This is a genomic window from Vibrio sp. 10N.222.49.A3 (assembly GCF_041475145.1).
GTDB lineage: Bacteria > Pseudomonadota > Gammaproteobacteria > Enterobacterales > Vibrionaceae > Vibrio > Vibrio tasmaniensis_A.
Genome location: NZ_JBFRVM010000034.1, coordinates 39,590 through 62,707 on the forward strand (window position 1 = coordinate 39,590; position 23,118 = coordinate 62,707).

26 protein-coding genes, 1 tRNA gene and 1 pseudogene are annotated in these 23,118 nt (G+C 42.6%); 17 read left to right on the forward strand and 11 right to left on the reverse strand.

Annotated features, from left to right (window positions below; translation table 11 throughout):
- Positions 1-463: 463 nt before the first annotated feature.
- On the reverse strand, positions 464-700 hold the full coding sequence (locus tag AB4589_RS06675) for a glutaredoxin family protein (RefSeq protein WP_012604109.1): 237 nt from the start codon (positions 698-700) through the stop codon (positions 464-466).
- A 153-nt stretch (positions 701-853) separates the two neighbouring features.
- Between AB4589_RS06675 and AB4589_RS06680 the strand changes: the two genes are divergently transcribed.
- Positions 854-1,351: a YgjP-like metallopeptidase domain-containing protein gene (locus AB4589_RS06680; protein WP_004734935.1), complete on the forward strand. Its 498-nt coding sequence runs from the start codon at positions 854-856 to the stop codon at positions 1,349-1,351.
- A 4-nt stretch (positions 1,352-1,355) separates the two neighbouring features.
- On the forward strand, positions 1,356-2,690 hold the full coding sequence (gene rlmF, locus AB4589_RS06685) for a 23S rRNA (adenine(1618)-N(6))-methyltransferase RlmF (protein ID WP_372099855.1): 1,335 nt from the start codon (positions 1,356-1,358) through the stop codon (positions 2,688-2,690).
- 89 nt (positions 2,691-2,779) lie between these two features.
- Here the strand turns inward: rlmF and pilW are convergent, their stop codons facing one another.
- On the reverse strand, positions 2,780-3,529 hold the full coding sequence (gene pilW, locus AB4589_RS06690; RefSeq protein WP_372099857.1) for a type IV pilus biogenesis/stability protein PilW: 750 nt from the start codon (positions 3,527-3,529) through the stop codon (positions 2,780-2,782).
- 170 nt (positions 3,530-3,699) lie between these two features.
- Complete coding sequence (gene metA, locus AB4589_RS06695; RefSeq protein ID WP_012604106.1) at positions 3,700-4,641, reverse strand: homoserine O-succinyltransferase; 942 nt, start codon at positions 4,639-4,641, stop codon at positions 3,700-3,702.
- A 275-nt stretch (positions 4,642-4,916) separates the two neighbouring features.
- Between metA and AB4589_RS06700 the strand changes: the two genes are divergently transcribed.
- Both AB4589_RS06700 and AB4589_RS06705 read left to right on the forward strand, forming a co-directional pair.
- Positions 4,917-5,285, forward strand: a complete 369-nt coding sequence (locus AB4589_RS06700) for an ATP-binding protein (RefSeq protein ID WP_135381744.1) — start codon at positions 4,917-4,919, stop codon at positions 5,283-5,285.
- A 78-nt stretch (positions 5,286-5,363) separates the two neighbouring features.
- Positions 5,364-5,786 (forward strand): DUF3859 domain-containing protein, encoded by a 423-nt coding sequence (locus AB4589_RS06705; protein WP_102248849.1) that lies wholly within the window; start codon positions 5,364-5,366, stop codon positions 5,784-5,786.
- A gap of 155 nt (positions 5,787-5,941) precedes the next feature.
- On the opposite strand, the gene AB4589_RS06710 is transcribed toward AB4589_RS06705, so the two are convergent.
- Positions 5,942-7,048 (reverse strand): M20/M25/M40 family metallo-hydrolase, encoded by a 1,107-nt coding sequence (locus AB4589_RS06710; RefSeq protein WP_061024866.1) that lies wholly within the window; start codon positions 7,046-7,048, stop codon positions 5,942-5,944.
- 259 nt (positions 7,049-7,307) lie between these two features.
- Here AB4589_RS06710 and AB4589_RS06715 point away from each other — a divergent pair, with 259 nt between their 5' ends.
- Positions 7,308-9,272 carry a diguanylate cyclase gene (locus AB4589_RS06715; RefSeq protein WP_372099860.1) on the forward strand — a complete coding sequence of 655 codons (1,965 nt, stop codon included), beginning with the start codon at positions 7,308-7,310 and terminating at the stop codon, positions 9,270-9,272.
- 153 nt (positions 9,273-9,425) lie between these two features.
- Here AB4589_RS06715 and AB4589_RS06720 read toward each other — a convergent pair whose 3' ends face one another.
- Positions 9,426-9,611, reverse strand: coding sequence for a hypothetical protein (locus AB4589_RS06720; protein ID WP_004734943.1), 186 nt, complete (start codon positions 9,609-9,611; stop codon positions 9,426-9,428).
- 272 nt (positions 9,612-9,883) lie between these two features.
- On the opposite strand from AB4589_RS06720, the gene AB4589_RS06725 reads away from it, so the two are divergent.
- The 9 genes and pseudogenes from AB4589_RS06725 to AB4589_RS06765 all read left to right on the forward strand — a co-directional run.
- Entirely contained in the window at positions 9,884-10,552 is a 669-nt protein-coding gene (locus AB4589_RS06725) for a DUF2726 domain-containing protein (RefSeq protein ID WP_102442762.1), read from the forward strand.
- 264 nt (positions 10,553-10,816) lie between these two features.
- Positions 10,817-10,893 (forward strand) — tRNA-Val (locus tag AB4589_RS06730).
- A 185-nt stretch (positions 10,894-11,078) separates the two neighbouring features.
- Positions 11,079-12,320 (forward strand): integrase domain-containing protein, encoded by a 1,242-nt coding sequence (locus AB4589_RS06735; protein ID WP_017095368.1) that lies wholly within the window; start codon positions 11,079-11,081, stop codon positions 12,318-12,320.
- 175 nt (positions 12,321-12,495) lie between these two features.
- A complete protein-coding gene (locus AB4589_RS06740) occupies positions 12,496-12,687 on the forward strand; it encodes an AlpA family transcriptional regulator (protein ID WP_017095369.1) in 192 nt (63 codons plus the stop codon).
- 332 nt (positions 12,688-13,019) lie between these two features.
- Positions 13,020-13,310 (forward strand): helix-turn-helix transcriptional regulator, encoded by a 291-nt coding sequence (locus AB4589_RS06745; protein ID WP_017095370.1) that lies wholly within the window; start codon positions 13,020-13,022, stop codon positions 13,308-13,310.
- Positions 13,300-14,610: a type II toxin-antitoxin system HipA family toxin gene (locus AB4589_RS06750; protein WP_372099864.1), complete on the forward strand. Its 1,311-nt coding sequence runs from the start codon at positions 13,300-13,302 to the stop codon at positions 14,608-14,610. The genes AB4589_RS06745 and AB4589_RS06750 overlap by 11 nt, the downstream gene beginning before the upstream one ends.
- 57 nt (positions 14,611-14,667) lie before the next feature.
- Complete coding sequence (locus tag AB4589_RS06755) at positions 14,668-15,672, forward strand: SEC-C metal-binding domain-containing protein (protein ID WP_102502856.1); 1,005 nt, start codon at positions 14,668-14,670, stop codon at positions 15,670-15,672.
- Between the two features lie 20 nt (positions 15,673-15,692).
- A complete protein-coding gene (locus tag AB4589_RS06760; RefSeq protein ID WP_372099866.1) occupies positions 15,693-16,103 on the forward strand; it encodes a type II toxin-antitoxin system HigA family antitoxin in 411 nt (136 codons plus the stop codon).
- An 81-nt stretch (positions 16,104-16,184) separates the two neighbouring features.
- Positions 16,185-16,322 (forward strand): annotated as a pseudogene (locus AB4589_RS06765) (AlpA family phage regulatory protein); the annotation flags it as partial.
- A gap of 115 nt (positions 16,323-16,437) precedes the next feature.
- On the opposite strand, the gene AB4589_RS06770 reads toward AB4589_RS06765, so the two are convergent.
- The gene (locus tag AB4589_RS06770; protein WP_372099868.1) at positions 16,438-17,589 is read right to left on the reverse strand and encodes a hypothetical protein; all 1,152 of its coding nucleotides are present in this window, start codon (positions 17,587-17,589) and stop codon (positions 16,438-16,440) included.
- A 482-nt stretch (positions 17,590-18,071) separates the two neighbouring features.
- Here AB4589_RS06770 and AB4589_RS06775 point away from each other — a divergent pair, with 482 nt between their 5' ends.
- Complete coding sequence (locus tag AB4589_RS06775; protein WP_372099870.1) at positions 18,072-18,728, forward strand: inovirus Gp2 family protein; 657 nt, start codon at positions 18,072-18,074, stop codon at positions 18,726-18,728.
- 33 nt (positions 18,729-18,761) lie between these two features.
- Here the strand turns inward: AB4589_RS06775 and AB4589_RS06780 are convergent, their stop codons facing one another.
- From AB4589_RS06780 to radC, 5 genes are all read right to left on the reverse strand, one after another.
- Positions 18,762-19,463, reverse strand: coding sequence for a lecithin retinol acyltransferase family protein (locus AB4589_RS06780; protein WP_017095377.1), 702 nt, complete (start codon positions 19,461-19,463; stop codon positions 18,762-18,764).
- An 18-nt stretch (positions 19,464-19,481) separates the two neighbouring features.
- Positions 19,482-20,042, reverse strand: coding sequence for a tyrosine-type recombinase/integrase (locus AB4589_RS06785; protein ID WP_372099872.1), 561 nt, complete (start codon positions 20,040-20,042; stop codon positions 19,482-19,484).
- A 217-nt stretch (positions 20,043-20,259) separates the two neighbouring features.
- Positions 20,260-20,700 carry a DUF2787 domain-containing protein gene (locus AB4589_RS06790; RefSeq protein ID WP_372099874.1) on the reverse strand — a complete coding sequence of 147 codons (441 nt, stop codon included), beginning with the start codon at positions 20,698-20,700 and terminating at the stop codon, positions 20,260-20,262.
- A gap of 79 nt (positions 20,701-20,779) precedes the next feature.
- Positions 20,780-21,211, reverse strand: coding sequence for a DUF2787 family protein (locus AB4589_RS06795; protein ID WP_372099876.1), 432 nt, complete (start codon positions 21,209-21,211; stop codon positions 20,780-20,782).
- Positions 21,208-21,675: a DNA repair protein RadC gene (gene radC / locus AB4589_RS06800; RefSeq protein WP_372099878.1), complete on the reverse strand. Its 468-nt coding sequence runs from the start codon at positions 21,673-21,675 to the stop codon at positions 21,208-21,210. The genes AB4589_RS06795 and radC overlap by 4 nt, the downstream gene beginning before the upstream one ends.
- A 185-nt stretch (positions 21,676-21,860) precedes the next feature.
- Between radC and AB4589_RS06805 the strand changes: the two genes are divergently transcribed.
- The gene (locus tag AB4589_RS06805; RefSeq protein ID WP_108189231.1) at positions 21,861-22,037 is read left to right on the forward strand and encodes an AlpA family transcriptional regulator; all 177 of its coding nucleotides are present in this window, start codon (positions 21,861-21,863) and stop codon (positions 22,035-22,037) included.
- A gap of 182 nt (positions 22,038-22,219) precedes the next feature.
- Entirely contained in the window at positions 22,220-23,101 is an 882-nt protein-coding gene (locus AB4589_RS06810) for a radical SAM protein (RefSeq protein ID WP_371964057.1), read from the forward strand.
- Positions 23,102-23,118 lie beyond the last annotated feature (17 nt).

Consider the following 23,118-nt stretch of genomic DNA (forward strand, 5'->3'; position numbering starts at 1 on the left):
AGTATCACACTATTTAAATATAAAACTGTGAGGTGCGTTGTATTATTATTTGGTGAACGTGTGATTGTTAACTTACATTAGGTATTAAATATGTCGCCTCCCACGTTAAAAAAACTGAAGCCATTAAGTATGAAGTGTAAATGTAAAGAACAAAGAATTGTTAGAGTTCGTCGTAATATTTTTGACAGAATCCTTGGTATTAAAGAAAAATACAAATGTGCTAATTGTAATGCAGCTTTTAAAATCAAAGGCTAGGCTAGGCTAGGTGCATCGACTTTTTTATCGAAAGACTTTTTATATGAGAAGCTTGTCTGACAAGGATTTAGTAAATAGAGAAACTGCAAGAATGCGACCTGTTTATTTTCGATATACAAGTTGTCATGAATATAGAACAACAAAGCCCGAGTATCCTAGATTGGACATTCGGGCTTTATTATATAGAAGTATTACTGGCTTAGAGCACTTAGGTACTCTTTGAGTTATACATCTTATCGAAGTTCTTCTGATTCCAGCCGACCATCACCTGGTCGCCGATTTTAAGTACGGGGATAGAGCGAGCCCCCATAGCTTGCAACTCTTTACGACCACGCTGCATCTTTGCATTCGTTAGGCGGTAAACAATTTTCTTTGAATCCAAATAGCGCTGTGCATCTTTACAGTGCGGGCATTTGTCTGCGACGTACAATACAACACGTTTCATTTTTATAATCTCTTTTTGAGTCTAGCTCTTGGTGAATCTCGCTAAAGTGTAACGAATCCTAGGTGATTAGAAAAGTGTGATCAGTTACACTATGCGGCTCAATTTTCAAGACCACAACGTATTGTCGTGGTGTAACTTGTACGGTCTTTCAGCATGCATCCTTCTTTACGCTATATCCAAGGCTACCCGAAGCACATTCTCGACCCGGTAACTCAACTAGTTGAATCGGGAAAGTTGGTGCCGTGGTTCGAAGCTCGCTACCCAAAGAATCATGAAATAAAAAGTGAGAAAGCCCTGTTTGACTATGCGATTGAGATTAAAAATCGTTATATGAAAAAAACACCACCGATCAGTAAAGTGATTTATGACGGCAAGATACACCTAATTAATAATGCATTAGGTCTGCACTCTTACGTCGCGAAGAATCACGGTGGAAAGATCAAATCGAAGAATGAGATTCGTATCGCCAGTGTTTTTAAAAATGCGCCAGAACCTTTGCTGAGAATGTTGGTGGTACACGAACTGGCGCACATCAAAGAGAAAGAGCACGACAAAGCCTTTTACCAACTATGCTGTCACATGGAACCGGAATATCATCAACTTGAGTTAGATGCCCGTTTATTCATGATGTATTTAGATTTAAAGAAGTAGCCCAATGAGCCAATCACAAAATAGAACTACGCTAAGCCTGTCGAAAAACAGTACCTCATCAACAAAAACAAAAACAAAAGACAACCAAGCTGATCAAGGTAACCGTAAGCACGGTGATATTAAGCCAAATGCAGGCAAGCCAAGCAGCGACAAGCGTATTTCTACAAAGAACACATCAGACCGCAAAAACAGTGCTCCCAAAGGTGCTGACAACAAAGCAAAGCGACCTTTTGCAAAAGATAGCAAAGGTAAACCGGGTGCGAATAAAGGATCATCGAATAAGGGTTCTTTCAATAAAACTGCATTTAACAAGAATGCAGCACAGAAAAGACGTTCGGCAGAGAAGCCTCAAGGTGGATTACACCCAAGAAACCAACACACAGGTCGCTACGACTTTGAGTTATTGGTTGCAGCGTTGCCAGAGCTAAAAGAACACCTGATCAAGAACCCGGTGGGCGAAGACACCGTTAATTTCTCTGATCCATTGGCTGTTAAGCTACTTAACAAGGCTTTACTGGCGCATCACTATGGCGTTAAGCATTGGGATATTCCTGCTGGTTACTTGTGCCCACCAATTCCTGGCCGTGCAGATTATATCCACAGAGTGGCAGACATCTTAAATAGCGATGGACAAGGTGAACCTTATAATCATGCCTCTGTGAAAGCATTAGATATCGGTGTTGGTGCAAACTGTATTTACCCAATCATTGGCGCGACAGAGTATAAGTGGCGCTGTACGGGTACGGACGTCGATTCAGTCTCCATCAAAACAGCGAACTTCATTGCGGAAAGTAACCCTAATCTAAAAGGTAAGATCCGAGCTCGCCTGCAAGCGGACTCTGAATCTATCTTTAAGGGCGTGATTAAGGATAATGAACGTTACGATGTCACTATTTGTAACCCTCCATTCCATAGTTCTCTAGAAGAGGCGGAAAAGGGATCACAACGTAAATTGGATAACTTAGCGGCAAACCGAGCTAAGAAAGCGGGCAAGTCATTCAAGCCCGAGATGAATAAGAAGCCAGCCCAATCGATTAAGCAAGAGAAACCAACCTTAAACTTTGGTGGCCAAAAATCTGAACTTTGGTGTCCGGGTGGCGAAGCTACTTTCATTATGAAAATGGCGAGAGAGAGCCAACTTTTTGCTACTCAAGTATTGTGGTTCACGACATTGATTTCTAAGAAAGATAACGTCGATATGGTTCGTTCAGAGCTGGGTAAGCTAAGAGCTAAACAAGTAAAAGTGGTTGAGATGTCGCAAGGCCAGAAGGTGAGTCGCTTTATCGCATGGACCTTTATGGACGACGAGCAAAGACAAGAGTGGATCGCGCTAAAATAGCGGCAGCACTGTGTTAAGACATTAAGTTGAAATTACGTACGGGCTTGTTGTTAACGCAACAAGCCCGTTTTTTGTGTTTTTCATATGCGCTAAGCAGAAAGTAACTCATCTAACTTACTCTGATATTTCTTCTCTAGAGCACTGTTACCTGCTTTGTTTTCGAGATCGACCAAGATTTTAAGCGATGGAATTTGGTAGCCATAACGCTGGTGGAACTTGAATAAACGAAGCCTAGCGTCGTTGTAATCGGCGTCACTCACTTCAATTTTTGATAGCTGTAGTATCGATTTTACGCGATTTGGATCGTGGTCAATCGCTCGTGTGAAGTAGTATTTTGCTTGGTCGGTATTACCAGCCTTAAACGCGCAGAATGCCGCATTCTCATAACTTGCAGAGACAAGGTAGTAGTAGGGTTGGTCAATAGCGCGATTGAAATATTTATCAGCTTGCTCGTATTCGCCTTGTTTACACAAGAACGTACCGTAGTTATTCAATACATTGCCGTTTCTTGAATCTAGACTGAGTGCTTTGCGGTAAGTCGTTCTTGCTTCATCTACTTCGCCAACTTGCTCGTAATAATGTGCCATCGAAAGTTGGGCGCGGTAATAGCTAGGAGCGTGTTTGATAGCGAGCTCTAGATTTTCACGTGCCTTGACCATATTACCTTGTCCCATGTAGCCCAAACCTAATTCGATGCGTGATTGAGACATCGCAATTGGATCACTTGCCATTTTTGGTGGACCTTCGGTTACAGAAACACAACCTACCAAAGAAACAGAGACGAATAGCGTGAGATGAAATATCAGGGTGGATTTTGGTAATAGCGACTTGTTAGGCATGTGCAGCTCCTTTTGAACACAAACCTATGATATGAAATTGAACACACTTAAGTGTTATGTCGATTATGGAATGCGACTCAAACACCATAAAAAAAACCGTCTCCCATTTGGTGTTTTATCAACAACCTATGGAGCACGGCTTTATGTGCTTGTGAATCGAAAGAAAGAACTTAGTCGTCCTTGGTGAAGTTGTCTTCGCTGAAGTGATCCAGATCGTAAGGCGTTTGTTGGTAAACACAGTAGTTTAGCCAGTTTGAAAACAATAAGTGTCCATGACTACGCCAACTTGCTACAGGCTTGTTGTCTGGATTGTTGTTCGGGTAGTAGTTAATTGGAATAACAGGCTCCATGCCTTCACCCAAATCACGAATGTATTCGTTGTGAAGTGTATGAGCATCGTATTCAGGGTGACCAGTTACAAACACGTTTCGCTTATCTTTAGTCGCCGCGAGGTATACGCCCGCCACATCAGAAGTCGCAAGAACATCAAGGTCAGTATGTTCGGCTAAGTATTCCTGAGAGAAATCAGCATAGCGAGAGTGCGGTGCCAAGAAGGTATCGTCGAAGCCTCGTAAAATTGGGTGGTACGGGTTATGTATCTCGTGGTTGTAAACCCCAGAAAGCTTATCTTTACGAGTTCGCTTTGGTAAATCATACAAGAGCTTTAAGCCAGCTTGAGCAGCCCAACACACATACAAGGTTGAGGTCACATGCTTGTTTGCCCATTCCATGATGGTTTTTAGATGATCCCAGTAGATAACGTCTTCAAATTGAACCAAGCCAAGTGGCGCACCAGTGATGATCAATCCATCAAAGTTTCTCCCTTTGACCATTTCAAATTGACGGTAGAAGTTATCAAGGTGTTCTGTCGGCGTGTTTTTACTTGGTCGGTCATCAATACGCAACAGCTCTACATCGACTTGCAGTGGGCTGTTGGATAGTAGGCGTAAGAATTGAGTTTCAGTTTCAATCTTCTTTGGCATTAGGTTGAGGATCAAGACTCGAAGTGGACGAATTTCCTGTGTCGATGCTCTTGATAACGGCATAATAAAGATGTTTTCTTCACGAAGAACATCAGATGCTGGCAATTGGTCTGGAATGCGAATAGGCAAAGCTTTCTCCCTAAGCTAGATATGTAGACGTCTATACATCTAAATCTATAGTAGTTTGATACGCTTGTCGATATACAAAATGGATAGTTGTAAATTATTTGTGTTTGCTATCAGAAGTCATTCACCGACGTAGAGGGGAGTCTCATTGTATTCAGTGATTATCTGAGTCGAGTATAAGGACTCGGTTTTCGGATGTTGAGCAACGGCAGTTATCAGAGAAACTCGTCACTATTTAAGATAAACTCATGTTTTAAAATTAGCCTGTAAAGTGACAGATGAAGTTAATACTCATTCGAGGGTTGCCCGGTTCCGGCAAGTCGACAAAAGCAAAAAACTACGATGCATTGCATGTCGAAGCGGATATGTACTACGTGAATGAGCAAGGCGACTATAATTTTGACCCAAGGCAGTTGCAGCAAGCGCATGAGTGGTGTCAGAACACTGCAGAAGATGGCTTGAAGCAAGGATTAGACGTTGTAGTGTCGAATACCTTTATTAAGCAGTGGGAAATGAAGGCTTACCGCCAACTCGCACTCAAATATAAAGCGGATTTAGTTATAGAAGTGTGCCGAGAGCAATATGGCAGCATTCACGACATTGAACCGTCGGTGATTAAGCGCATGGCAAAAGATTGGCAAGAATAGCCTCGTTCTTCCTCTACTTACGTGGCTGAATGGTAGCTAGAATTAAATTAATAGAACAACTCCAAGGTAACGATTGAAATGGCAAAGCGCTCTGTTGTGGTCGACATGACATCTTATGGCATCTATACAACGTGGGATTCCAAATCTAAAGATCTTCCAAAAATCCAAGAGTTCACCACTACCGTTGATGCTGAAATCGACGTGGAATTTGGCTATATCTTGAATATCAAAAAAGCCAAAGGTGAAAAAATCCGTTACTGCATCTATCACCCGAACATCACAACCGACACGGGTGAAGTACTCGAGCCGTTCGATGGTGAAGAGCACGTCGGCAACAATGACTGGGATTTTTACTTAGGCGATACTATCTGGGCTCCTATATCCAACAAACTAGGTAAATGGCGTATGACGGTCGAGCTAAAAGGCAACATCATTGCTGATAAGACATTCGACCTTGTAGCGAAAGATGAAGGGCAGTTTTGGAAGCGTAGGGGTTTTTAGATTAGAACTTCTGTCTAAATTAATACAACAAAAAAGCCGAGTCACACGTTACATGTGAACTCGGCTTTTTGACGTTAACTAGATGGCATTTTCTATTTCGTCAACGACTAAGATAGGCTTGTTAACAAATAAGGCCGGCTAGTTAACCAGTAAGACTATTGAGTCACGTAAGCCACAACAAACTCAGTGATTGCGACCATGTCTTTCACTGCAATGTACTCTTCAGTGGTGTGAACTTTCGCCATACCAGTAGAAAGGTTAACTGTTGTTAGGCCTTTCGCGTTGAAGTTGTTTGCATCGCTACCGCCGCCAGTGCGTTTAGTGTTCGCTGTTACGCCAAGCTTCTCGAATGCGGATTTGATAGAAAGAATGTGTGGGTGATCGTCTGCGATAACGAATGCATCGTAAGCACGAGTCGACTCGATTTCTACTTCAGCGCCGAACTGTTTTGCACTCTCTTGGAATGTTGAGATCATGTGCTCAACTTGAGCCGTTAGCTTTTCGCCGTTTAGAGAGCGTGCTTCAGCCACTACTTTAAGCTCTGGCATTACGATGTTGGTCGCTTGACCGCCTTCAACAATACCGACGTTTGCCGTCGTTTCTTCATCGATACGAAGTAGGTTCATCTTAGTGATAGCGTCTGCAGCAACTTGAATTGCGCTGATGCCTTCTTCTGGCGCTAAACCAGCGTGAGCAGGGCGGCCTTTGATCTTAGCAACAATTTTCTGCTGACCCGGGGCTGCGTTTACGATGGTGCCAATTGGGCCGCCTGTATCCAGTACGATAGCGTGCTCAGATTGAATGTAAGACATATCGAAGTTCAAAGAGCCGAACAGACCGCCTTCTTCGAAGACAGTGAACGCAATCTCGATAGTTTTGTGCGCTTTGCCTTCAGCTTTTATGCAACGAACCGCTTCCATGATAGCTGCGATACCAGACTTATCGTCGCCACCGAGAATTGTGTTGCCTTTTGAACGGATGATGCCGTCTTCAATGATTGGCTCAATGCCGATACCTGGCGTTACTGTGTCCATGTGGCAACTGAATACTGTGCTGCCTGGAAGAGTGCCATCTAGACGAGCGTAGATGTTGAAACCGTTAGACACTTCTGTAGGAACGGCCAGCTTGTGAACTTCAAAACCTAGTTCACCAAGTTGCTCAGCCAAAGCTTCAGCAATCGCTTTTTCATTACGAGATTCACTATCAATTTTCACTAGATTGCAGAAATGTTCTACAAGACGTTGTTCATTAATTTGGGTCATTGTTAATTCTCATTATGCTTCCGCTTGTTCTAAAGAAGCCGCGGAGGTAGGAACAGGAAAATTACTATAACGCCAATGAGGTAGATGATTATCTGAGTTAAATCAAGAAAGTTGCCTGATTATTCTAATTAGTGAGAATAACCTTGCTCAGTTCGTCGGGATGACAACATTTTAATCTGTGTAGGGCTCGGGTATAATAAGTTTCTAATATAGATAAACAGCAGTGATATGGTCATTCAATTTGTAACGGTCTTAATACATGAATAAAAACAACGTTTTAGGTTCGTTTCTACTCGTTGTAACAATGAGTGCCGTACTCGGGCTTTATTTGTTGTATCCGCTCAATGATGTGGACTTGAGCTCTCCTCAAGCCGACAACACTTCTGTCTACACCCCAGAAAAAGAACTCTCTCAAACTGAATATGGAAAAAAGTTAATTCATATTCTCGGTTTATCTCGCAGTGACCCCTCTGTTGCAAAACATCAGCTTGTTCTACTACGGTCGCCCACTGGCGTTAATGACAAAGCAATATACCAAGCTTATCGACTTATGATTTTGTCGAATGTCGCTCAACATCAACGAGACGCCGACGCCGTGATGGCCTACGTAGAACAAATAAAAGCGTTATCTGAGCATGAAGGTATGTTGTGGTTGAAGTCAGAATCATTGGTCGAATCTGCGATTGAATACCTAAAGGAAGGCGAACTCGCAATTGCTGAAATTGAAATTCGGTCCGCGATAGGCATTGCTGAATCTATTCGTTACGACAAGCTATTGGTTAAAGCGTATAACACCGCGGGAGCGATCAATAACGTGCGGAACGACTTGCAAGACGCTCAGTACTTTTTCTATAAAGGGCTGCAACTTGGCAAGCAGTATCCAACGCACATTTATAACAGCAAGCTGATGTCGAACATGGCGTTGCTCTATATCTATTTAGAGGATTGGCCTAAAGCCCTGCGTATTATCGAGAAAGCAAAAAAACTCTACTTTAAAAGTGGCTTACTTGAAGATGACGCGATTGGCATTCTTTACATTAACGAGTCATTTCTGCATTTGAGCAGTGGTGACGTGACTAATGGCCGAATTGCTTATGAGAAGGCAAAAGCACTCGATAGCAAAAGAGTCAGTGCTCGATACAAAATCTTATTACTGAGAACCTACAGTGATGTACTGCTATCAGAGGGCAATTTCAACAAAGCATTACAAGTGGCTAATCAATGTCTTCAAGCGCCGAATATTAAGAAGTACACGCTTCAAAACGGGCAGTGTTACCTAAACCGAGCGTTAGCTAACATTGGACTGGATCAAGATGACGCCATATTGAATGATCTTGAACGAGCACTTGCAATCTTTGACGTGGTTGGGAGCAGAAGTTGGAAGGTACTAGGCTTAAAAACACTGGCTGAATATTACGAATCTCAGGGTGACCTTGATACTGCACTGAGTTATTACAAACAATATTATCATGGCAACAAAGCGTTATTGTTTGATAAAAGGCAGAGTGATATTTTCTTGCTAGAACAAGACTATGCAAAACAGACACTTGCTAACGAAAATGAACTACTCAATACAGAAAAAGACCTCAACGAGTTGCTGCTTCAAAAGGAACAACTGAGAAACAGAATCGTGGTGGCATTGATCATAATGGTCAGTATTAGTGCTGTATTACTTGCGATTCGGCTTCGTAGCATTCAAAGTGAAAATAAAGCGCTGGTGACTCAATCTACAACGTGTGTGCTAACGGGTTTATACAACCGACGCTATCTAGAGCAGTTGTTAACTCAGCCAATGCCATTTAATACTTCACGGTTTGGAATCAGTCTCGTCATTCTAGATCTTGACCACTTTAAGCGCGTTAATGACACCTTTGGACATGATATTGGTGATGAGGTTTTAGTGGAAGTCGCAAGGCGAGTAAAACAACACTTATTCCCAAATGATGTAGTGGCTCGTTGGGGGGGTGAAGAGTTTGTTATGCTGCTGTCTGGTTCCATTGATCCTGAGCAACAGTTGAACGTTATCCGTTTAGCTATTTCCGAAACACCCATTGATACGCACTCCGGCTCTTTAGACCTCACCACATCGATAGGAGCGTCGATTGGTATCGCTCATGAGCAACTCAATCAAGATACTTACAAGAAGTACCTCAAAGCCGCGGATGATGCATTATATCAAGCGAAAGAGTCGGGTAGGAATCAAGTCATCATCGCTGAAAGTTAATCGCTAATCTGGAAACAAAAAGCCATTCTGATCTTCGTGAGATAAGAATGGCTTCTGGAACACTCTGAGATCGCTAATATCAAAATTTGAGTGAGAAGTGGGGTTTACTTAGCGATATGTCGAGTTTATCTATATCAACATTTTCTAAATGAGTTATTTAGCGGCACCTTGCAGCATTTCAACCAGTTCGCCCTCTGTAGCCGGTTCTCTTGCTAGTTCAATCACCGCTGAAGCACCGCCTTTTAACATATAAGCTCGAGTTCCGCAGTGGTCATAGTGGAACCATTTACCGTCTACACATACGTCCGTATAACATCTTGGGTCTTGTTTGAGTTCCATATCAATTTCCTTATTAACATTTGCCTAACGTTTTTCAGGTTAGTTGATCACAAATTTAGGTAAATTGATCTAAATCAATCTAGAGTGTAATTGATGAGTTGATTAGCAAATAGGAGAGGTGTGTCTAGCGTATGAGCGACCTCTTGTTGATTACAGCATTCAAAGGCCGTGATTCTGGTTGGCAACTCTCGCTCTTTTGCTTGCCACGTGAGGCTTTTCTACATACGCTAGCCACTCTCTTAATCCCTATACAGACGTGATTGTGTTGGAAAATGACTAATATCTTTATCGTTGTAATTGTTCTGGTTATGTTCTTTTACTTTATCCAAAAGTATCTAGTGAAGCATGACGACACCAAAGATCATGCTTACCAGAAAAAAGGGTCGTTGATGTCGGCGCAACAGGCGACATTTTATAACGCACTTAAATCCGCGGTGGGCAACCATGGCGAAGTGTTTGCCAAGGTCAGCATGTCGAACGTTCTTGTTCCTGCTAAGGCGAACAACAAGAAGAATTGGTTTATCGCCAACAACAAAATCTCACGTAGCTACTTTGATTTTGTCGTGTGCGACCCGCGAACGTTAGAGCCCCGCGTGATCATAGAACTTGATAACGGCAAAGAGCTCAACAAGGGAAAGGCCGATCGAGAAAAGCTACTGATCCACGTGTGTAAATCGGCAGGCTTGCCACTGATTGGTGCATCTATTAAACACAGCTACCAAGTGAGCCGTTTGAAGAGGTTACTGGCAGCACACATCGATTTAATCGAGCCATCAAAAGAAGTTCGATTCTGTAAGAAGTGCGGCAGCCCGATGATCATCAAACTGGCCAGCCAAGGCGATTACAAAGGCCGACGCTTTTTCACTTGTAGCCGTCAACCAAACTGTACGTATACAGAGAACTACAACGTTGTATTCGATGTGGATGAAGATTCTAACTAATATCTTGAGTTAAAATGCTTTATTAGAGGGGTAAAACATGAAACAGGCAGATGTATATAGCTATTGAACTAGAGGCGAAATGTGATCTACTTCAAGCCATTGATCTGCTTTGTGTTTAAAATTTATTCTGATTGTTGTTTTTAAAAGCAAACGAACCGTTTTGTGCAAATTTATCCTTGCACGCTACCCATTCACTCGTTATTATCCATCTCGTTCTGAAGCGTTAGCCACTTAGTAAATCGGCTAGTTATGTTTCAAAGCATTGCCCGCTTAGCTCAGTTGGTTAGAGTACTTGCATGACATGCAAGGTGTCACTGGTTCGAGTCCAGTAGCGGGCACCAAATTAAAAAGAAAGCCCACCTAGTGTGGGCTTTTTTGTGCCTGTAATTCCTTGCTTTATCAGACGCTTAGCTATTTTACAGTTCCATAAGATTCCATAGTATGTTGTAAAATCCACCGTTTAAAGTAATCTCTGAAGTAGTCTTTTAAGAATTAAGCAATTTCGAGGTTACTTCAGGGGATTACGATGGCGAAAAAAGTACAGCCTTTAACGGCAACTCAAGTTAAACAAGCAAAGCCTAAAGAGAAAGAATATAATTTAGGTGACGGTGATGGTTTATCATTGAAGATTAAGCCTATAGGAACAAAGCTATGGCGTTTTTCTTATTATCATCCCATTTCACGAAAGCGCTTGAACCTAGCCTTGGGTAAGTACCCTGACATCTCACTAGCTAAAGCAAGAACTAAAGCTATTGAAGCAAGAGAACTACTTGCTGATGATATTGACCCTAAAGAGCACCGTGACACTACACTTAAAGAAAAACAGTTAGAATTGTCGAATACGTTACAGTTGGTATTTGATGATTGGATTGAAGTGAAGAAAACAAGCGTCAAAGAGCAAACGGCTAAAAAGTTAAAGCAACGAATTGAGAAGTACCTCTTGCCCGATCTTGGTAAGTTCCCCCTTGGTGACATTACGGCACCACAAGCGATTAAAACCATTAAACCTATTGCGAACCAAGGTAAATTAGAAACAGTAGGGCGCTTGTGTCGCAACCTCAATGAGATAATGACCTTTGCAGTAAACACCGGTGTGATTGAGCACAACAAGCTCGCAGGTATTGGTAAAGCTTTTGAAACTGCCAAGGTAACCAACCAAGCGTCGTTAGCACCCGATGAACTTCCAGAGCTCCTCAAGACAATCAACTACGCATCCATTAAACCCATCACTCGCTGCTTGCTAGAATGGCAACTTCACACCATGACAAGGCCCTCTGAAACGGCTGGAGCACGTTGGGATGAAATTGACAGAGAAAAGAGGCTTTGGGTCATTCCTGCTGAACGAATGAAAAAGGGAAGAATGCACACCATTCCTTTAACAAAACAAACTTTAGACCTATTAGAGACGATTGATTTCATCACGGGGGATAGTGAATTTCTTTTCCCAGCAGACAAAAGTAACAACAATCACATCAACAAAGAGACAGCAAATAAAGCATTGGTACGAATGGGCATGAAGGGCAGGCAAACGTCTCATGGTTTGCGCGCATTGGCCAGTACCACTCTAAATGAACAGAACTTTGACCCAGACATTATCGAAGCTGCACTTTCTCATGTGGATAGAGATAAGGTAAGAAGCGCATACAATCGCACAGATTACCTTGAACGTCGTAAAGTTCTCATGGCGTGGTGGAGTGATCACATTGAAGAAGCTGCAAAGGGGAGCTTGTCGATGAGTGGTAAAAAGAGCCTTAAGGTTGTGGGTTAATAGGAAGTATGTAATTTGATCTCAGCAAATCCATGTTACGGCGTCACAAAGGGCCTTTACTGAATTTAAAGGCTGGGCATAGGCATAGGGTACGGCTTTTCTATGGTGCATATAACCTAAATAATTTCAGACATATGTCATTTAAGTGAAATCCACTCACTTGTAAGGTGTCAATATGTCAAACGTAACCACTCGCTTAATCCGTCTCAATGAAGTACTAGTAATGACTGGCTTATCAAGGTCGGGAATGTATCGCTCTATAGAAAAACAGCAGTTTCCATCACAGGTGCCTATTGGTGACAGAGCTGTCGCTTGGGTCGAAAGTGAGGTTCAAGACTGGATTCTTGATAGGATAGTTAGTCGTTGATTCGTGATGTGATGGAGAGTGAATAACTCTCCATTTTGGATCTGAATGTAGACTAAAATATTAAATCCATTAAAAATCAATTGGATGCATACGCGATAGCCTTCGCTTTCAATTATTAACCACCAATTCAACCACCAGTGGTTCACTTCCTAGATACGAGCCTATTAGGTTATGAATTACCTTAACTCAACCCCTTGCCTGATGCAAAGTATCAGCTTTGAGTTTCCTTCTCCAGTTACGTGATAGTCATTCCTATCTATATGGATGTTATGGTATCCATAAATTACAAAATAACGCTATAATAGACATTACTGTATCCAATAAGGCTGCGTATGAACTTTTCACTTTTAGATGATACCGATGTAAGCCAAGCTTTTGCTACTCATCTGCGTGGCTTACGCAAACAAGCGAAGCTATCGCGAGAGGCACTGGCCCAGCGTAGTTGTGTACCTGCTTCGACCATAAAAAAGTTTGAACTCACCGGACAAATATCATTTCGTCAGCTGCTGCTTTTGTGGCAGTCGCTGGATTCACTAGACAGACTTTATCAATTGACACAAACAACGTCTGACCGTACCGCTTTACCGACCAGTATAGAAGAGGTGCTTAAAGATGAGCTTTAAATCCATCCAAAAGTTGAATGTGGAGCGCACTCTTACAACGGGCGAAACGGTATCGGTGGGTGTATTAGCGCAAAACCGCCAAGGTGTTTTCTTTCAGTACGATGAAAACTATATAAGCAGGTTTGGCAATTTATCCCCTTTTACGCTTCAAGATGATGCGCGATTGCAGCAAGCACCGAAAGGACCGCACCAAGGCATTCACGGCGTTTTTGGTGATAGTCTTCCCGATGGTTGGGGTTTGCTGTTGCAAGATCGAGTATTCCGCCAACAAGGTATTTTGCCAGCACAAGTAACAGCAATGGATAGGCTGGCTTTTGTTGGCCAGCAAGGAATGGGGGCATTGTCTTTTACGCCTGTATCAGAGCTCTCATTAGAAAATCGTTCAGATATTGATTTGGAAACACTTGGCCTTGAAGCCCAAACCTTGTTTGACCAGTCCCTCTCTGATGAGTTAGACGGTAGCACTCAGCAAGTGTTAGCAACCTTGGTAGCCGTCGGTAGCTCTGGCGGTGCTAGACCTAAAGCGCAAATTTATATGCCTGCTGGCGACGCGACCCAATGCCGCACCTATGTACAACCTGGCGATGAAGCATGGTTAGTTAAGTTTACTTCTAAGAACTTAGCCTTGGGCCACGAAGAAGGTTTGTGTGAAGCGGCCTATTTAGAAATGGCTGGGTTGGCAAAATGTCAGCCACCGACGTGGCAGTTAATCGAAGCACCTACAAGTAGTGGTGCTAAAGCATGGCTTGCGTTAAAGCGTTTCGATTATTTACCCGCGCAAGAGAAGGCTGGGCGTTTACATATGCACAGTGCCTGCGGCTTATTGGATGCTGATTTTCGAAGCCCGAGCTTAGACTACAGCGACCTTATTAAAGCCAGTCGTCAACTCTGTAAGTCACCAGCTGCTGGGCAACTTCAATTTCATCGCGCAATGTTTAACTTATTTGCCGCGAACCAAGATGATCACAGTAAGAACTGGGGCTTTTTACAGGCAGATAATGGAAGCTGGCAACTCGCACCATTTTACGATGTAACGTTTAGCCCTCACCCTTTTAACGAGCATGCTACTGCCTTTGCTGGCTACGGAAAAGCGCCACCACTCAAAGTGATGCAAAAGCTGGCTGCTAGTGCAGGCTTTGCTAATTGGAAGGAAGCACAGCAATGCATTCAAGAGGTAGTTGATGCCATTAGTCAGTTTAGGCAGCTTGCTAAGCAACACGGGGTGAGTAAGACCACTGTGTCAGCGATAGAAAAAACACTTGCAGAGCGTAAGCAAGAAAATGCGGCATTGCTGGTTTGAGATGGCGTTTCTTAAGTTGGCGTAGCATTAAGATAAAATAAGACGAGTAGATAAAACATGAAACCAGGTCGAAATGAACCTTGCTCTTGTGGCAGCGGTAAAAAGTACAAACGTTGCTGCATGAACAGTATATCTAAGCAACATGCATCAATGCTGGATGATATTGAGCAAGTTGCTGCAATGAACCCTAACTTGTCTATAGAAGAACTTAATATTGTTGCAGAGCAAAAAATGAAGGCGGCTAATGATCGGCCTCATCCTGACTTTTGTGGCCTTTCGCCAACACAAATGAGTAATTGGTTTTATGCACCTTTCAAGGAACTGGAACAGGTCACGATAAAGACTCCAGACGATCTTAAGACCAGCCCGGTGATGCGTTACTTAAAATTGATATTGGATGAAGCAATGCAAAACGATGGCTCATTTAAAGCCACCAGCAAGGGCAACTTACCGACAATAATCGTCAAACAGGCCAGTGAATTATTGCCAGAGTTTGCAGTATCTCAATTTGAACGGCATATTAGTATCAGTGAATATGCAGGCAGTAACGAAGATAAATTTAATGCATTGCATTACAGCCGGGTACTGGCAGAGATAGCGGGTATCATCTATCGTCGAAGCGGGCGTTATCATGTTAAAAAAACGGCTCAAAAGCAGTACCTAGCACACGGCATTCAAGCGTTCTTCATCCCTATGTTCGAAGCGGCAACCTCTCAGTACAATTGGGGCTACCTAGATGGATGGGAGCACGATATTGATCTAAGAACCTTCTGGGTATTTATGCTGTGGCGCTTGCAAAGTCATGGCAATACGGAACAGTTGATTGAAGAGGTAATGACCGCATTCCCTGACTTACTGCTGAGATGCCCTGAAGATGAGTACTCGTCCCCAAGTCAGCTACTAGGCACAATGATTGAATCGCGTTTTATTAAACGGTTTCTGGAGTTTTGGGGCTTTGTGACAGTTGTGCCAATGAGGCATGTCAATGAGTTTAGGATGCCAAATAAAGTAGAAGTGCAGCCATTGATGAAGCAAGCTTTTGAATTCAGGATTGAAGTCTAATAAAGAGGTAAGGGCAGAGCATGTTAAATATTTCAGAGATAGATAAGGCCGTCAGTAAAGCTCAAAGTGTTATGCCCTGGATTACTGGCATTACTTCACCAGAACAATATCAAGAACTGATTGCCACGATGGAAGTGCTTATCGAAGATTATGATGCTCATCAGCCAGTGATCGACTTGATGTTTCCGGTGATTGAAAGATATGAAGAAGCGGAGCCGTTTAATGAATTTAATCAAACTATTGATAAGCTTGAGCCAGGCATCGCCATGCTAAGAGTTATCATCGATCAGCACCAGTTGACGTTAAGTGATTTCAAAGAAGAGATAGGTGCCAAATCGATGATCTTAAGCGGAAAGCGCTGTCTAACGCTCAACCACATTAAGGCACTATCAGCGCGTTTTCGTGTACCAGCCTCATTGTTTATCGGCTAGTGGTAGTTTTGGCAGCCTGTAAACAAAGAGGATACAGATATATTTCATCTTCCTGGATAAACCAATAACCAGGAGAACATGATGGACATTATTCAGAATCGTAGTGAGCGTTTCCTGCGCTTACGCGATGTTATGGAAACGACAACACTCTGCCGTAACAGTATTTATAACTTGATTAAAGCCGGTGACTTTCCTAACAACTACGCCATTATGGGTAAGTGAAAAGCGTGGCTTGAAAGTGAAGTGCAAGCATGGCTTCAAACCAAAATCATACCGTATAACTGAGAGCCTGTTAAAGATGAAGCGACTTTGGGCCGCCTCCACTTTAGGAATATTAGTTGTCTGTTAGTGATGAGTGTTGCTCTTGAATAAGTTCTTTTATTACCGTTCTTTCGCTCTTTTTTTTGCGTTTTGATAGCTCTTTTAATTGAGCCTTTGATTTACTGCTTAAGCCAATGCTTTTAGCCTCTTCAGCATTATCATTGCCATTTTTTCTCACCCATGCCTTTCTCAGTGTTTCGATTTTTTTAGCGGCATCTTCGGGGTGCTGTAGGAATGATAAATCTAAATAAGTGAGCAGTGCATCATGCAGGCTTTCAGTGTCAGTGATGATCCAAGGGAGCTCGAACTCGGCATCTTTCGCCTGAAGGTTGTGGTGAAGCCATGCTATTTGATCTGCATTGTCATGTTCAATCCAAGAATGACTTGCATGTAAGAATACCTGTTGCCAGTCAAACTTTAACCGTAAAATAATCTCGGAAAGATTGAAATGTCGATAATCATCATTATCACCACGGCACTTTACTTGAGCTGAACTTAAATCGTAGAAAGCCTTAAGAATGGCTTGGAAGCGACTACGATGTGAGCCATAGCTGCTTTTAGGAATGACAGTGTCGGCATCAAAACCAGTAGATAATGAATTGATAAAGCTTTCATCTTTAATGCGTATAAAGTCCTTCCTTTGAGGCTCCTCCATCCTTAAATTTTCGTTATGATCTTGTTGTGCTAGCTTGTCATTATCGTAGTCATTTATGTCGTACGTCTTTCTACCTGGAAGCTTTTCTAAATCATCGAAGTTGTATGGATCTCGTGCATTTCTTACGTTTTTTTTGGAAGTCGTCTCAGTTGTATATTGAGACAAACTTGATGAATGAATCATGCTCATCTGGTCTAAATACCGCTTCTGAAATTCAGGTCTATTCAAAAGCGTCATAATACAAAAGCCTGAAATTCTAGGTGAGTTAATCCAGTCCAAAACATCGTCACTAGGGTTGATTTTCTCTTGATAAATGAGCGATAAAAGCTTTGCATGCTGCCTCGCTTCAGTCTCATTAAAATGGGTTAGCAATGAGTTTTCCGCATCAATTAAACTACCATTCTGTATCGATGAGTGAGAGTCTCTATCTCGAACTAACCTGGCTACTTCAGCAACATAAAAATCGCTCTCATCCTTGCTTCTAGCTTTGAAAAGCGGTTCTTTCTTCATGACTATTCCATTCGTTTTTATTGACTTGCCCTAAGTTTATTATGTTATTTATGTGTCTTTTTTACTATAAATTACGTATTATTTAGTTTATTTTTGGGTCTTTTTTGTTGCCTTTTGTGACGCGAATACTTGTTTCTATTGAGGTAGTGGCTGTTTTTTTGGGGATATGTGCATTTATCATTGTCTTGGTGTTGCTTAATTGGCTTGTGAAACACAATTAACGGGACAAGGTGATTGGTTAGCCTTTGAAGTAACGTCGATGAATTCATCCAATAACGCCAGACCAAAATAAGCTACTTTTGAGGTGAGTTTTTGCTGTTGCTATAGAAGAGGGAATTACGAGGCGGGAACACCTAAACGATGTCGGTATAGTTATATACATACCTCTCTCTTAGTGAACATACCTTAGTATGGTCACCTGATAACCCAGTAAATAAATACAACAGATCTTACTTATGATAACCAACCATAGGTAAGTAAAAATGAACAACAACTACTTCAAAGGGTTGACCATTCTTGGCAACTTAAATGACTACAATGAAAGATACTTAGATAAAATAATTGATACATTGAATCACGCATGTGATGAGTACAAACGCGTCTATGCAGTACGGATTGATCTTAAGATGCCACAAGCTCCTCAAGAGCTTGACTGTTTGAGTCGAGATGAGATCGTCAACCAATGTCGATCTAGAGATCGTGCAATCTCACTGTTTACTGAATCGCTTAAAGCAAAAATTAAAGCAATGGACCACAGGTACGACAAAGCTAAACAAAGGGTACGTCCTACAATAGTTCGGTTTATTTGGTGTAGAGAACGAGATACATCAGCAAACGATCATTACCACATGGTCTTGTTTTTTAACAAAGAGAAATTTCATAAGCTAGGTGACTGGGAGAGGAGAGGTACTTTGGCAGGAATGATTCGTGAAGCTTGGGCTAGTGCGCTAGGTATGGATTATCACAATACTGATGGGTTGGTGCATTTTACCAAAAATGGCGGGTACTATTTACATCAAAGTAAACCTGAGTTCACGTGCCAATATGAGAACTTGTTTTATCGGCTAAGCTATCTAGCAAAAAAAGAGACCAAACATTACGGTGAAGGGCGTCGTAATTTTAGTACCAGTTATCGGTAGTGATGAATGGAGGGTATTTAGCCCTCCAGTATATTAATCAAACCATGACTTAATCGCACTCAAGGTGATACCTACCACTTCAATGGGTGCAAAGACGACATCAACCGCAGTCGCTACTGTGCCCGTTATCAGCTCGCCAGTGGCACCGATGATTTCACCATCACTCAGTTTGTCGTAAGTATTGTTTAGAGTATCAACGGTACCCTTGTATGCAGCCTCAATAGGTTTAGCGACAAGATCCCCAGGAGCCCCGATAACGGTGTTTACACTATCAGGCAAGCCAATATATTCACCAGCATACTTGGCCCCTGTAGAGGCGATAGCGATGGTGCCTAGCGGGCCTTTGGCAAATTGTTTAACTGATTGACCGAGTAAACCTTGCCTAGCTGCCACATGAACGATGACATGACCGCTGCTACTCACTTGGTTAGACGTATGTCGCTGTTCAATGCAGCGATTGACGAAGTGCTCACAATTGTTCGTAGCTACATCATAACCAGGTTTGCCTACCTGCTGTTTTGCGTAATCAATGGCATCTTGTGGATAGGGTGCGCGACGCTTCACTCTGATTTCTTTATCGTCAGAAAACGTAGCTAAGCAACTGAGTATGACTTGCTTAGCTTGAGCGCAAAGATGAATTACTTCGTCATTTCCGATGTATAAGCCATGGTGCTCAGTAATCCCCAGTACATCAACGTTCACCACCAGATGATCGCCAGGTTGTAAATGTTCCATGATAGAAACCTCTCTTAGTTACAGTTCGAGTGATACGAAGTCTTTGTCGACTTCATCTTGAGTGATACCGATATAACGAAGCGTCACGCCCTCTGAGGTGTGGCGTAGCATCTTCATCACGCGACCGATATCTTTAGTGGACAGGTAGAGGAAGTAACCTCGTGTTTTGCGCATGGAGTGAGTACCCAACGCAAGCTTGAGTTCTTGCCCTACTTGTTGAAAGGCCATAGACACCGCACGCCGAGAGATCGGCTGCGGCGGTTTATGTTTTAGTTGCTGACATCGATGTGATTGAAAGAGGTAAACATGGTCAGGGTGCTTCTCTTGTACTTTGGCAATGTGCTCCCGTGCTTTAGTGTTTAACTGGATGTTTGCCAGCTTGCCTGTTTTGCTTTCACGAATAATGAGTCGGTTATCATTAATGTTTTCAAAGCGGATAGAGAGTAGGTCGGATATTCGTAGTGCCAGGTTTAACCCTATATGCCAAACGTCAGCCATTTGCGGATTACAACGAATGGTCAGTAAGTGGCCAATTAGGCGTATTGTGTCGTCGTCTTTGATCGCGTGGACCTCAGCCATAGCCTGCTTCCTTTTTTGTCTGTAGAGGGGTGTTTTGGGAAGCACAGAGAGGCCGATACCGCTAAACCCTTATGTAGCAAGGGTTTCAAGCTTCTCGTTTTAGTAATATGGGAAGCAGCGGTATCAGTACTCATTTGTGCTAATCAATGTTGCTTGTTGAACGCGGTTCTAGATTGGCTTGTTGAAGTGATGGATGAATAAAGGGATTAAGGGAGTCTTAGTCGTTACTGACTTCGATTTCGTCGTAGGCGTCCATGTTGACATAGTCGACAAAGTTGCTTTGCCACAATTTATACAACTCTTTCACAGAAGATTGGCGAATGTTCTGCCATCCTCCGTAACGAGAAAATGCCATTCCATTGCCGATATCAAAATCTAGATCTCTTTCTAATTCTGGGTAGGGACCTCCGCAATAACTAAAGTCAGTGATGTACAGGATCGAGAAGTGATTCTCATCTGTTTTGTTCAGCGCAATTTCAACGGGATGAAAACCACCATTTTCAGCATTGTAGCTTTTGTCTCGAAAGTTGATCGTTATGTGATTACCTTGCTTATCCCGATGTTGATCAAGCACTTGGCTTAGGCAGCGATGGAAAGCCTTAGATAATGGCAAGCAGGTTGGGGTAACGTTTATTGAGGTTAATGTTTTAACAGGCATAGGGGCTCCTAGGCGCCTTCTTACAGCGCTTTGAAAGTAATGGATGATTGAAGGATTAATGTATTGATTGGGGGGAGTGTTAGATGGCGGTTGCTGCGAAGGAATCAAAACCACCATTGCGAAAAGCTTTTACCAACGAACGCTGCCATGATTGAAACAGGTCAATGACTTCAGGTTTATTAAGATCGCACCGCTCAATATCTGGTTGATAAAACCACTGGTGATTGAAATTAAAGTAAAGCTCGACGTCTAACTCATTGCTGGTTTTACTTGGAAACGCAAAGCTAGTCATGGTTGCGACCTTCCATACCTCACTTGACGGCTCTCTGAATAAATGAACTTCAACAGGGTGAGGACCTGTTTTGTTAGGTCGATAGGCATTATGGCGAAAGTTGAGAGCGACACGTTCTACATGCTCTGGAATTGACGCCACACTCATTACAGTAGTGAGGTATCCCTGTAACTCAGGTAAAAGGGAAATACATTCGTAACGGGCAATAACACTGTTCATATCCAACTCCTTTCGGCAAAAGAGACGCAGTCTTCACCGACCACAATATGGTCAAGTACACGAACATCAATCAGTGACAAGGCATCGATCAACCTGGTCGTAATGCGCCTATCAGCCCGCGATGGCTCAGGATCTCCACTAGGATGGTTATGAGCAAAGATCACCGCTCCAGCATTGGCATAGAGGGCAGCCTTTACTACTTCTCTGGGGTAAACGCTCGCCGCATCGATAGTGCCAAAGAACAGCTCTTCAAATCGTATCAGCTGGTGTTGGTTATCGAGCAGCATGAGAGCAAATACTTCTCGGTCGTATGATCCGAGCTTGAGCTTTAAATACTCCTTTACATTATTCGGGTTAGAGAATGTCCCTTCGCGCTTGTACTTTTGTGCAAGAGCCTCAGCTGCCGTTTCAAGCAGCTCATTTAAGCTCGATGGCTGGTGAGTAGGGTAGTTGTGTCTTGGCATGGTATGCCTCCTTTAAGTGAGCGATGGTTCCTATTCACTTTGATGACATATATCTGAAAGGTTTTTGAATGAAGGGATTTGATCGGAAGTAAAACTGAGTGGCACATACTGAGCTTTGATTGGACGTTCTGGGTAAAAATTTAATGGCGGACTCCTGTTATGACGAATAACAAGGAGAACACCCAATGAGATTTTTAAAACTAAAAGAAGTAATGCAAAAGACCGCCCTTAGCCGTTCAGCGATTTACCGCAAAATGAATGATGATGAGTTTCCGAAGTCGATTAACTTGGGAGAGCGAGCGGTTGCTTGGGTAGAAAAGGAAGTGGATGAGTGGATGGCGGACATAATTGGAGGACGATAATTGAATAGAATCCGTTACCTATTTTTATCTACTATGGAGAATATATTTATCTAGTTGTATATCACACTTGTTTACATTGACTCATCGAGTACTCGTAATATGCAAAGGTGCTGTATATCATCCGAGTAATCTTATTCTTAGGCTAATAACAAGGTCTGGATCTTTTTTGACAAGGAGATGCTGTGACAAAGAGTCGTAACGAAGAACCATTTAAGTACTCATATGAATATCCAAAGAAATGGTTTCATATTGTCAGGTTTGGATTCAAGCTAAAAGCTTTTTGGCGATGGTTCCGCGTGCAGAAGCCCGTCACTAGATTGATGGGTTACCAATATCAGGTTGCTGATGACTTGATTGAAATAGATATCACCTACCAGTGTAACTTGAAGTGTAATAACTGTAATCGCTCTTCAGCCCAAGCCCCATCGAAAACACATATTGGACTCGATGAAATAACCCAGTTTGTTGACGATACTCTGAGCCATAATAAGCACTGGCGAAAAATACGTGTGTTAGGTGGAGAGCCAACGCTACATCCTCAGTTCAGCGAGATCCTTTCGGAGTTGTATCGCCTAAAGCTAGCTCATCCTGCTCTGACTATTCAGCTTGTGACTAACGGCTATGGTCGTCGCGTCAATAAAGTGATATCAATGCTTCCAGAATGGTTGTGTATTGAAAACTCAGCGAAAACGGATTCTGTTCAACCAGACTTTGGCCCATTTAACTTAGCTCCTGTTGATAGTTGGTACCACAAGTTTAGTGATTTCTCGAACGGCTGTGATATCGCAAAGACTTGCGGTTTAGGTCTTACGCCTCAGGGTTATTACCCTTGTGCGGTTGCTGGTGGTATTGACCGAGTATTAAACATAAAAGGTGGGCGGCAGCGTTTACCATTCAGTGATGATGAAATGCGTGATCTAATGAGGCGTAATTGTGGCTTATGTGGACGATTTCGAGATGGGCATTATGTTCCACCAAAACTACGTCCTAGAATATTTGAGCAGCGCACTTCAGCAACATGGAAGAAGATTTATCAAGAGTGGGAAAGCAACAAAAAGCGTTAGTTCTGGCTTGATTGCAA

Bases quoted from the DNA above. Each gene is read 5' to 3' on its own strand.
- AB4589_RS06805 (WP_108189231.1), top strand. From the start codon at position 21,861: ATGAGATTTTTAAAACTAAAAGAAGTAATGCAAAAGACCGCCCTTAGC.
- AB4589_RS06720 (WP_004734943.1), bottom strand. From the start codon at position 9,611: ATGGAACTCAAACAAGACCCAAGATGTTATACGGACGTATGTGTAGAC.
- AB4589_RS06740 (WP_017095369.1), top strand. From the start codon at position 12,496: ATGTCAAACGTAACCACTCGCTTAATCCGTCTCAATGAAGTACTAGTA.
- AB4589_RS06775 (WP_372099870.1), top strand. From the start codon at position 18,072: ATGAACAACAACTACTTCAAAGGGTTGACCATTCTTGGCAACTTAAAT.
- pilW (WP_372099857.1), bottom strand. From the start codon at position 3,529: ATGCCTAACAAGTCGCTATTACCAAAATCCACCCTGATATTTCATCTC.
- AB4589_RS06735 (WP_017095368.1), top strand. From the start codon at position 11,079: ATGGCGAAAAAAGTACAGCCTTTAACGGCAACTCAAGTTAAACAAGCA.
- AB4589_RS06715 (WP_372099860.1), top strand. From the start codon at position 7,308: ATGAATAAAAACAACGTTTTAGGTTCGTTTCTACTCGTTGTAACAATG.
- AB4589_RS06680 (WP_004734935.1), top strand. From the start codon at position 854: ATGCATCCTTCTTTACGCTATATCCAAGGCTACCCGAAGCACATTCTC.
- AB4589_RS06790 (WP_372099874.1), bottom strand. From the start codon at position 20,700: ATGCCTGTTAAAACATTAACCTCAATAAACGTTACCCCAACCTGCTTG.
- AB4589_RS06745 (WP_017095370.1), top strand. From the start codon at position 13,020: ATGAACTTTTCACTTTTAGATGATACCGATGTAAGCCAAGCTTTTGCT.
- AB4589_RS06750 (WP_372099864.1), top strand. From the start codon at position 13,300: ATGAGCTTTAAATCCATCCAAAAGTTGAATGTGGAGCGCACTCTTACA.
- AB4589_RS06770 (WP_372099868.1), bottom strand. From the start codon at position 17,589: ATGAAGAAAGAACCGCTTTTCAAAGCTAGAAGCAAGGATGAGAGCGAT.
- AB4589_RS06795 (WP_372099876.1), bottom strand. From the start codon at position 21,211: ATGAACAGTGTTATTGCCCGTTACGAATGTATTTCCCTTTTACCTGAG.
- AB4589_RS06710 (WP_061024866.1), bottom strand. From the start codon at position 7,048: ATGACCCAAATTAATGAACAACGTCTTGTAGAACATTTCTGCAATCTA.
- AB4589_RS06780 (WP_017095377.1), bottom strand. From the start codon at position 19,463: ATGGAACATTTACAACCTGGCGATCATCTGGTGGTGAACGTTGATGTA.
- AB4589_RS06700 (WP_135381744.1), top strand. From the start codon at position 4,917: ATGAAGTTAATACTCATTCGAGGGTTGCCCGGTTCCGGCAAGTCGACA.
- AB4589_RS06755 (WP_102502856.1), top strand. From the start codon at position 14,668: ATGAAACCAGGTCGAAATGAACCTTGCTCTTGTGGCAGCGGTAAAAAG.
- AB4589_RS06725 (WP_102442762.1), top strand. From the start codon at position 9,884: ATGACTAATATCTTTATCGTTGTAATTGTTCTGGTTATGTTCTTTTAC.
- radC (WP_372099878.1), bottom strand. From the start codon at position 21,675: ATGCCAAGACACAACTACCCTACTCACCAGCCATCGAGCTTAAATGAG.
- AB4589_RS06675 (WP_012604109.1), bottom strand. From the start codon at position 700: ATGAAACGTGTTGTATTGTACGTCGCAGACAAATGCCCGCACTGTAAA.
- AB4589_RS06785 (WP_372099872.1), bottom strand. From the start codon at position 20,042: ATGGCTGAGGTCCACGCGATCAAAGACGACGACACAATACGCCTAATT.
- AB4589_RS06760 (WP_372099866.1), top strand. From the start codon at position 15,693: ATGTTAAATATTTCAGAGATAGATAAGGCCGTCAGTAAAGCTCAAAGT.
- AB4589_RS06705 (WP_102248849.1), top strand. From the start codon at position 5,364: ATGGCAAAGCGCTCTGTTGTGGTCGACATGACATCTTATGGCATCTAT.
- rlmF (WP_372099855.1), top strand. From the start codon at position 1,356: ATGAGCCAATCACAAAATAGAACTACGCTAAGCCTGTCGAAAAACAGT.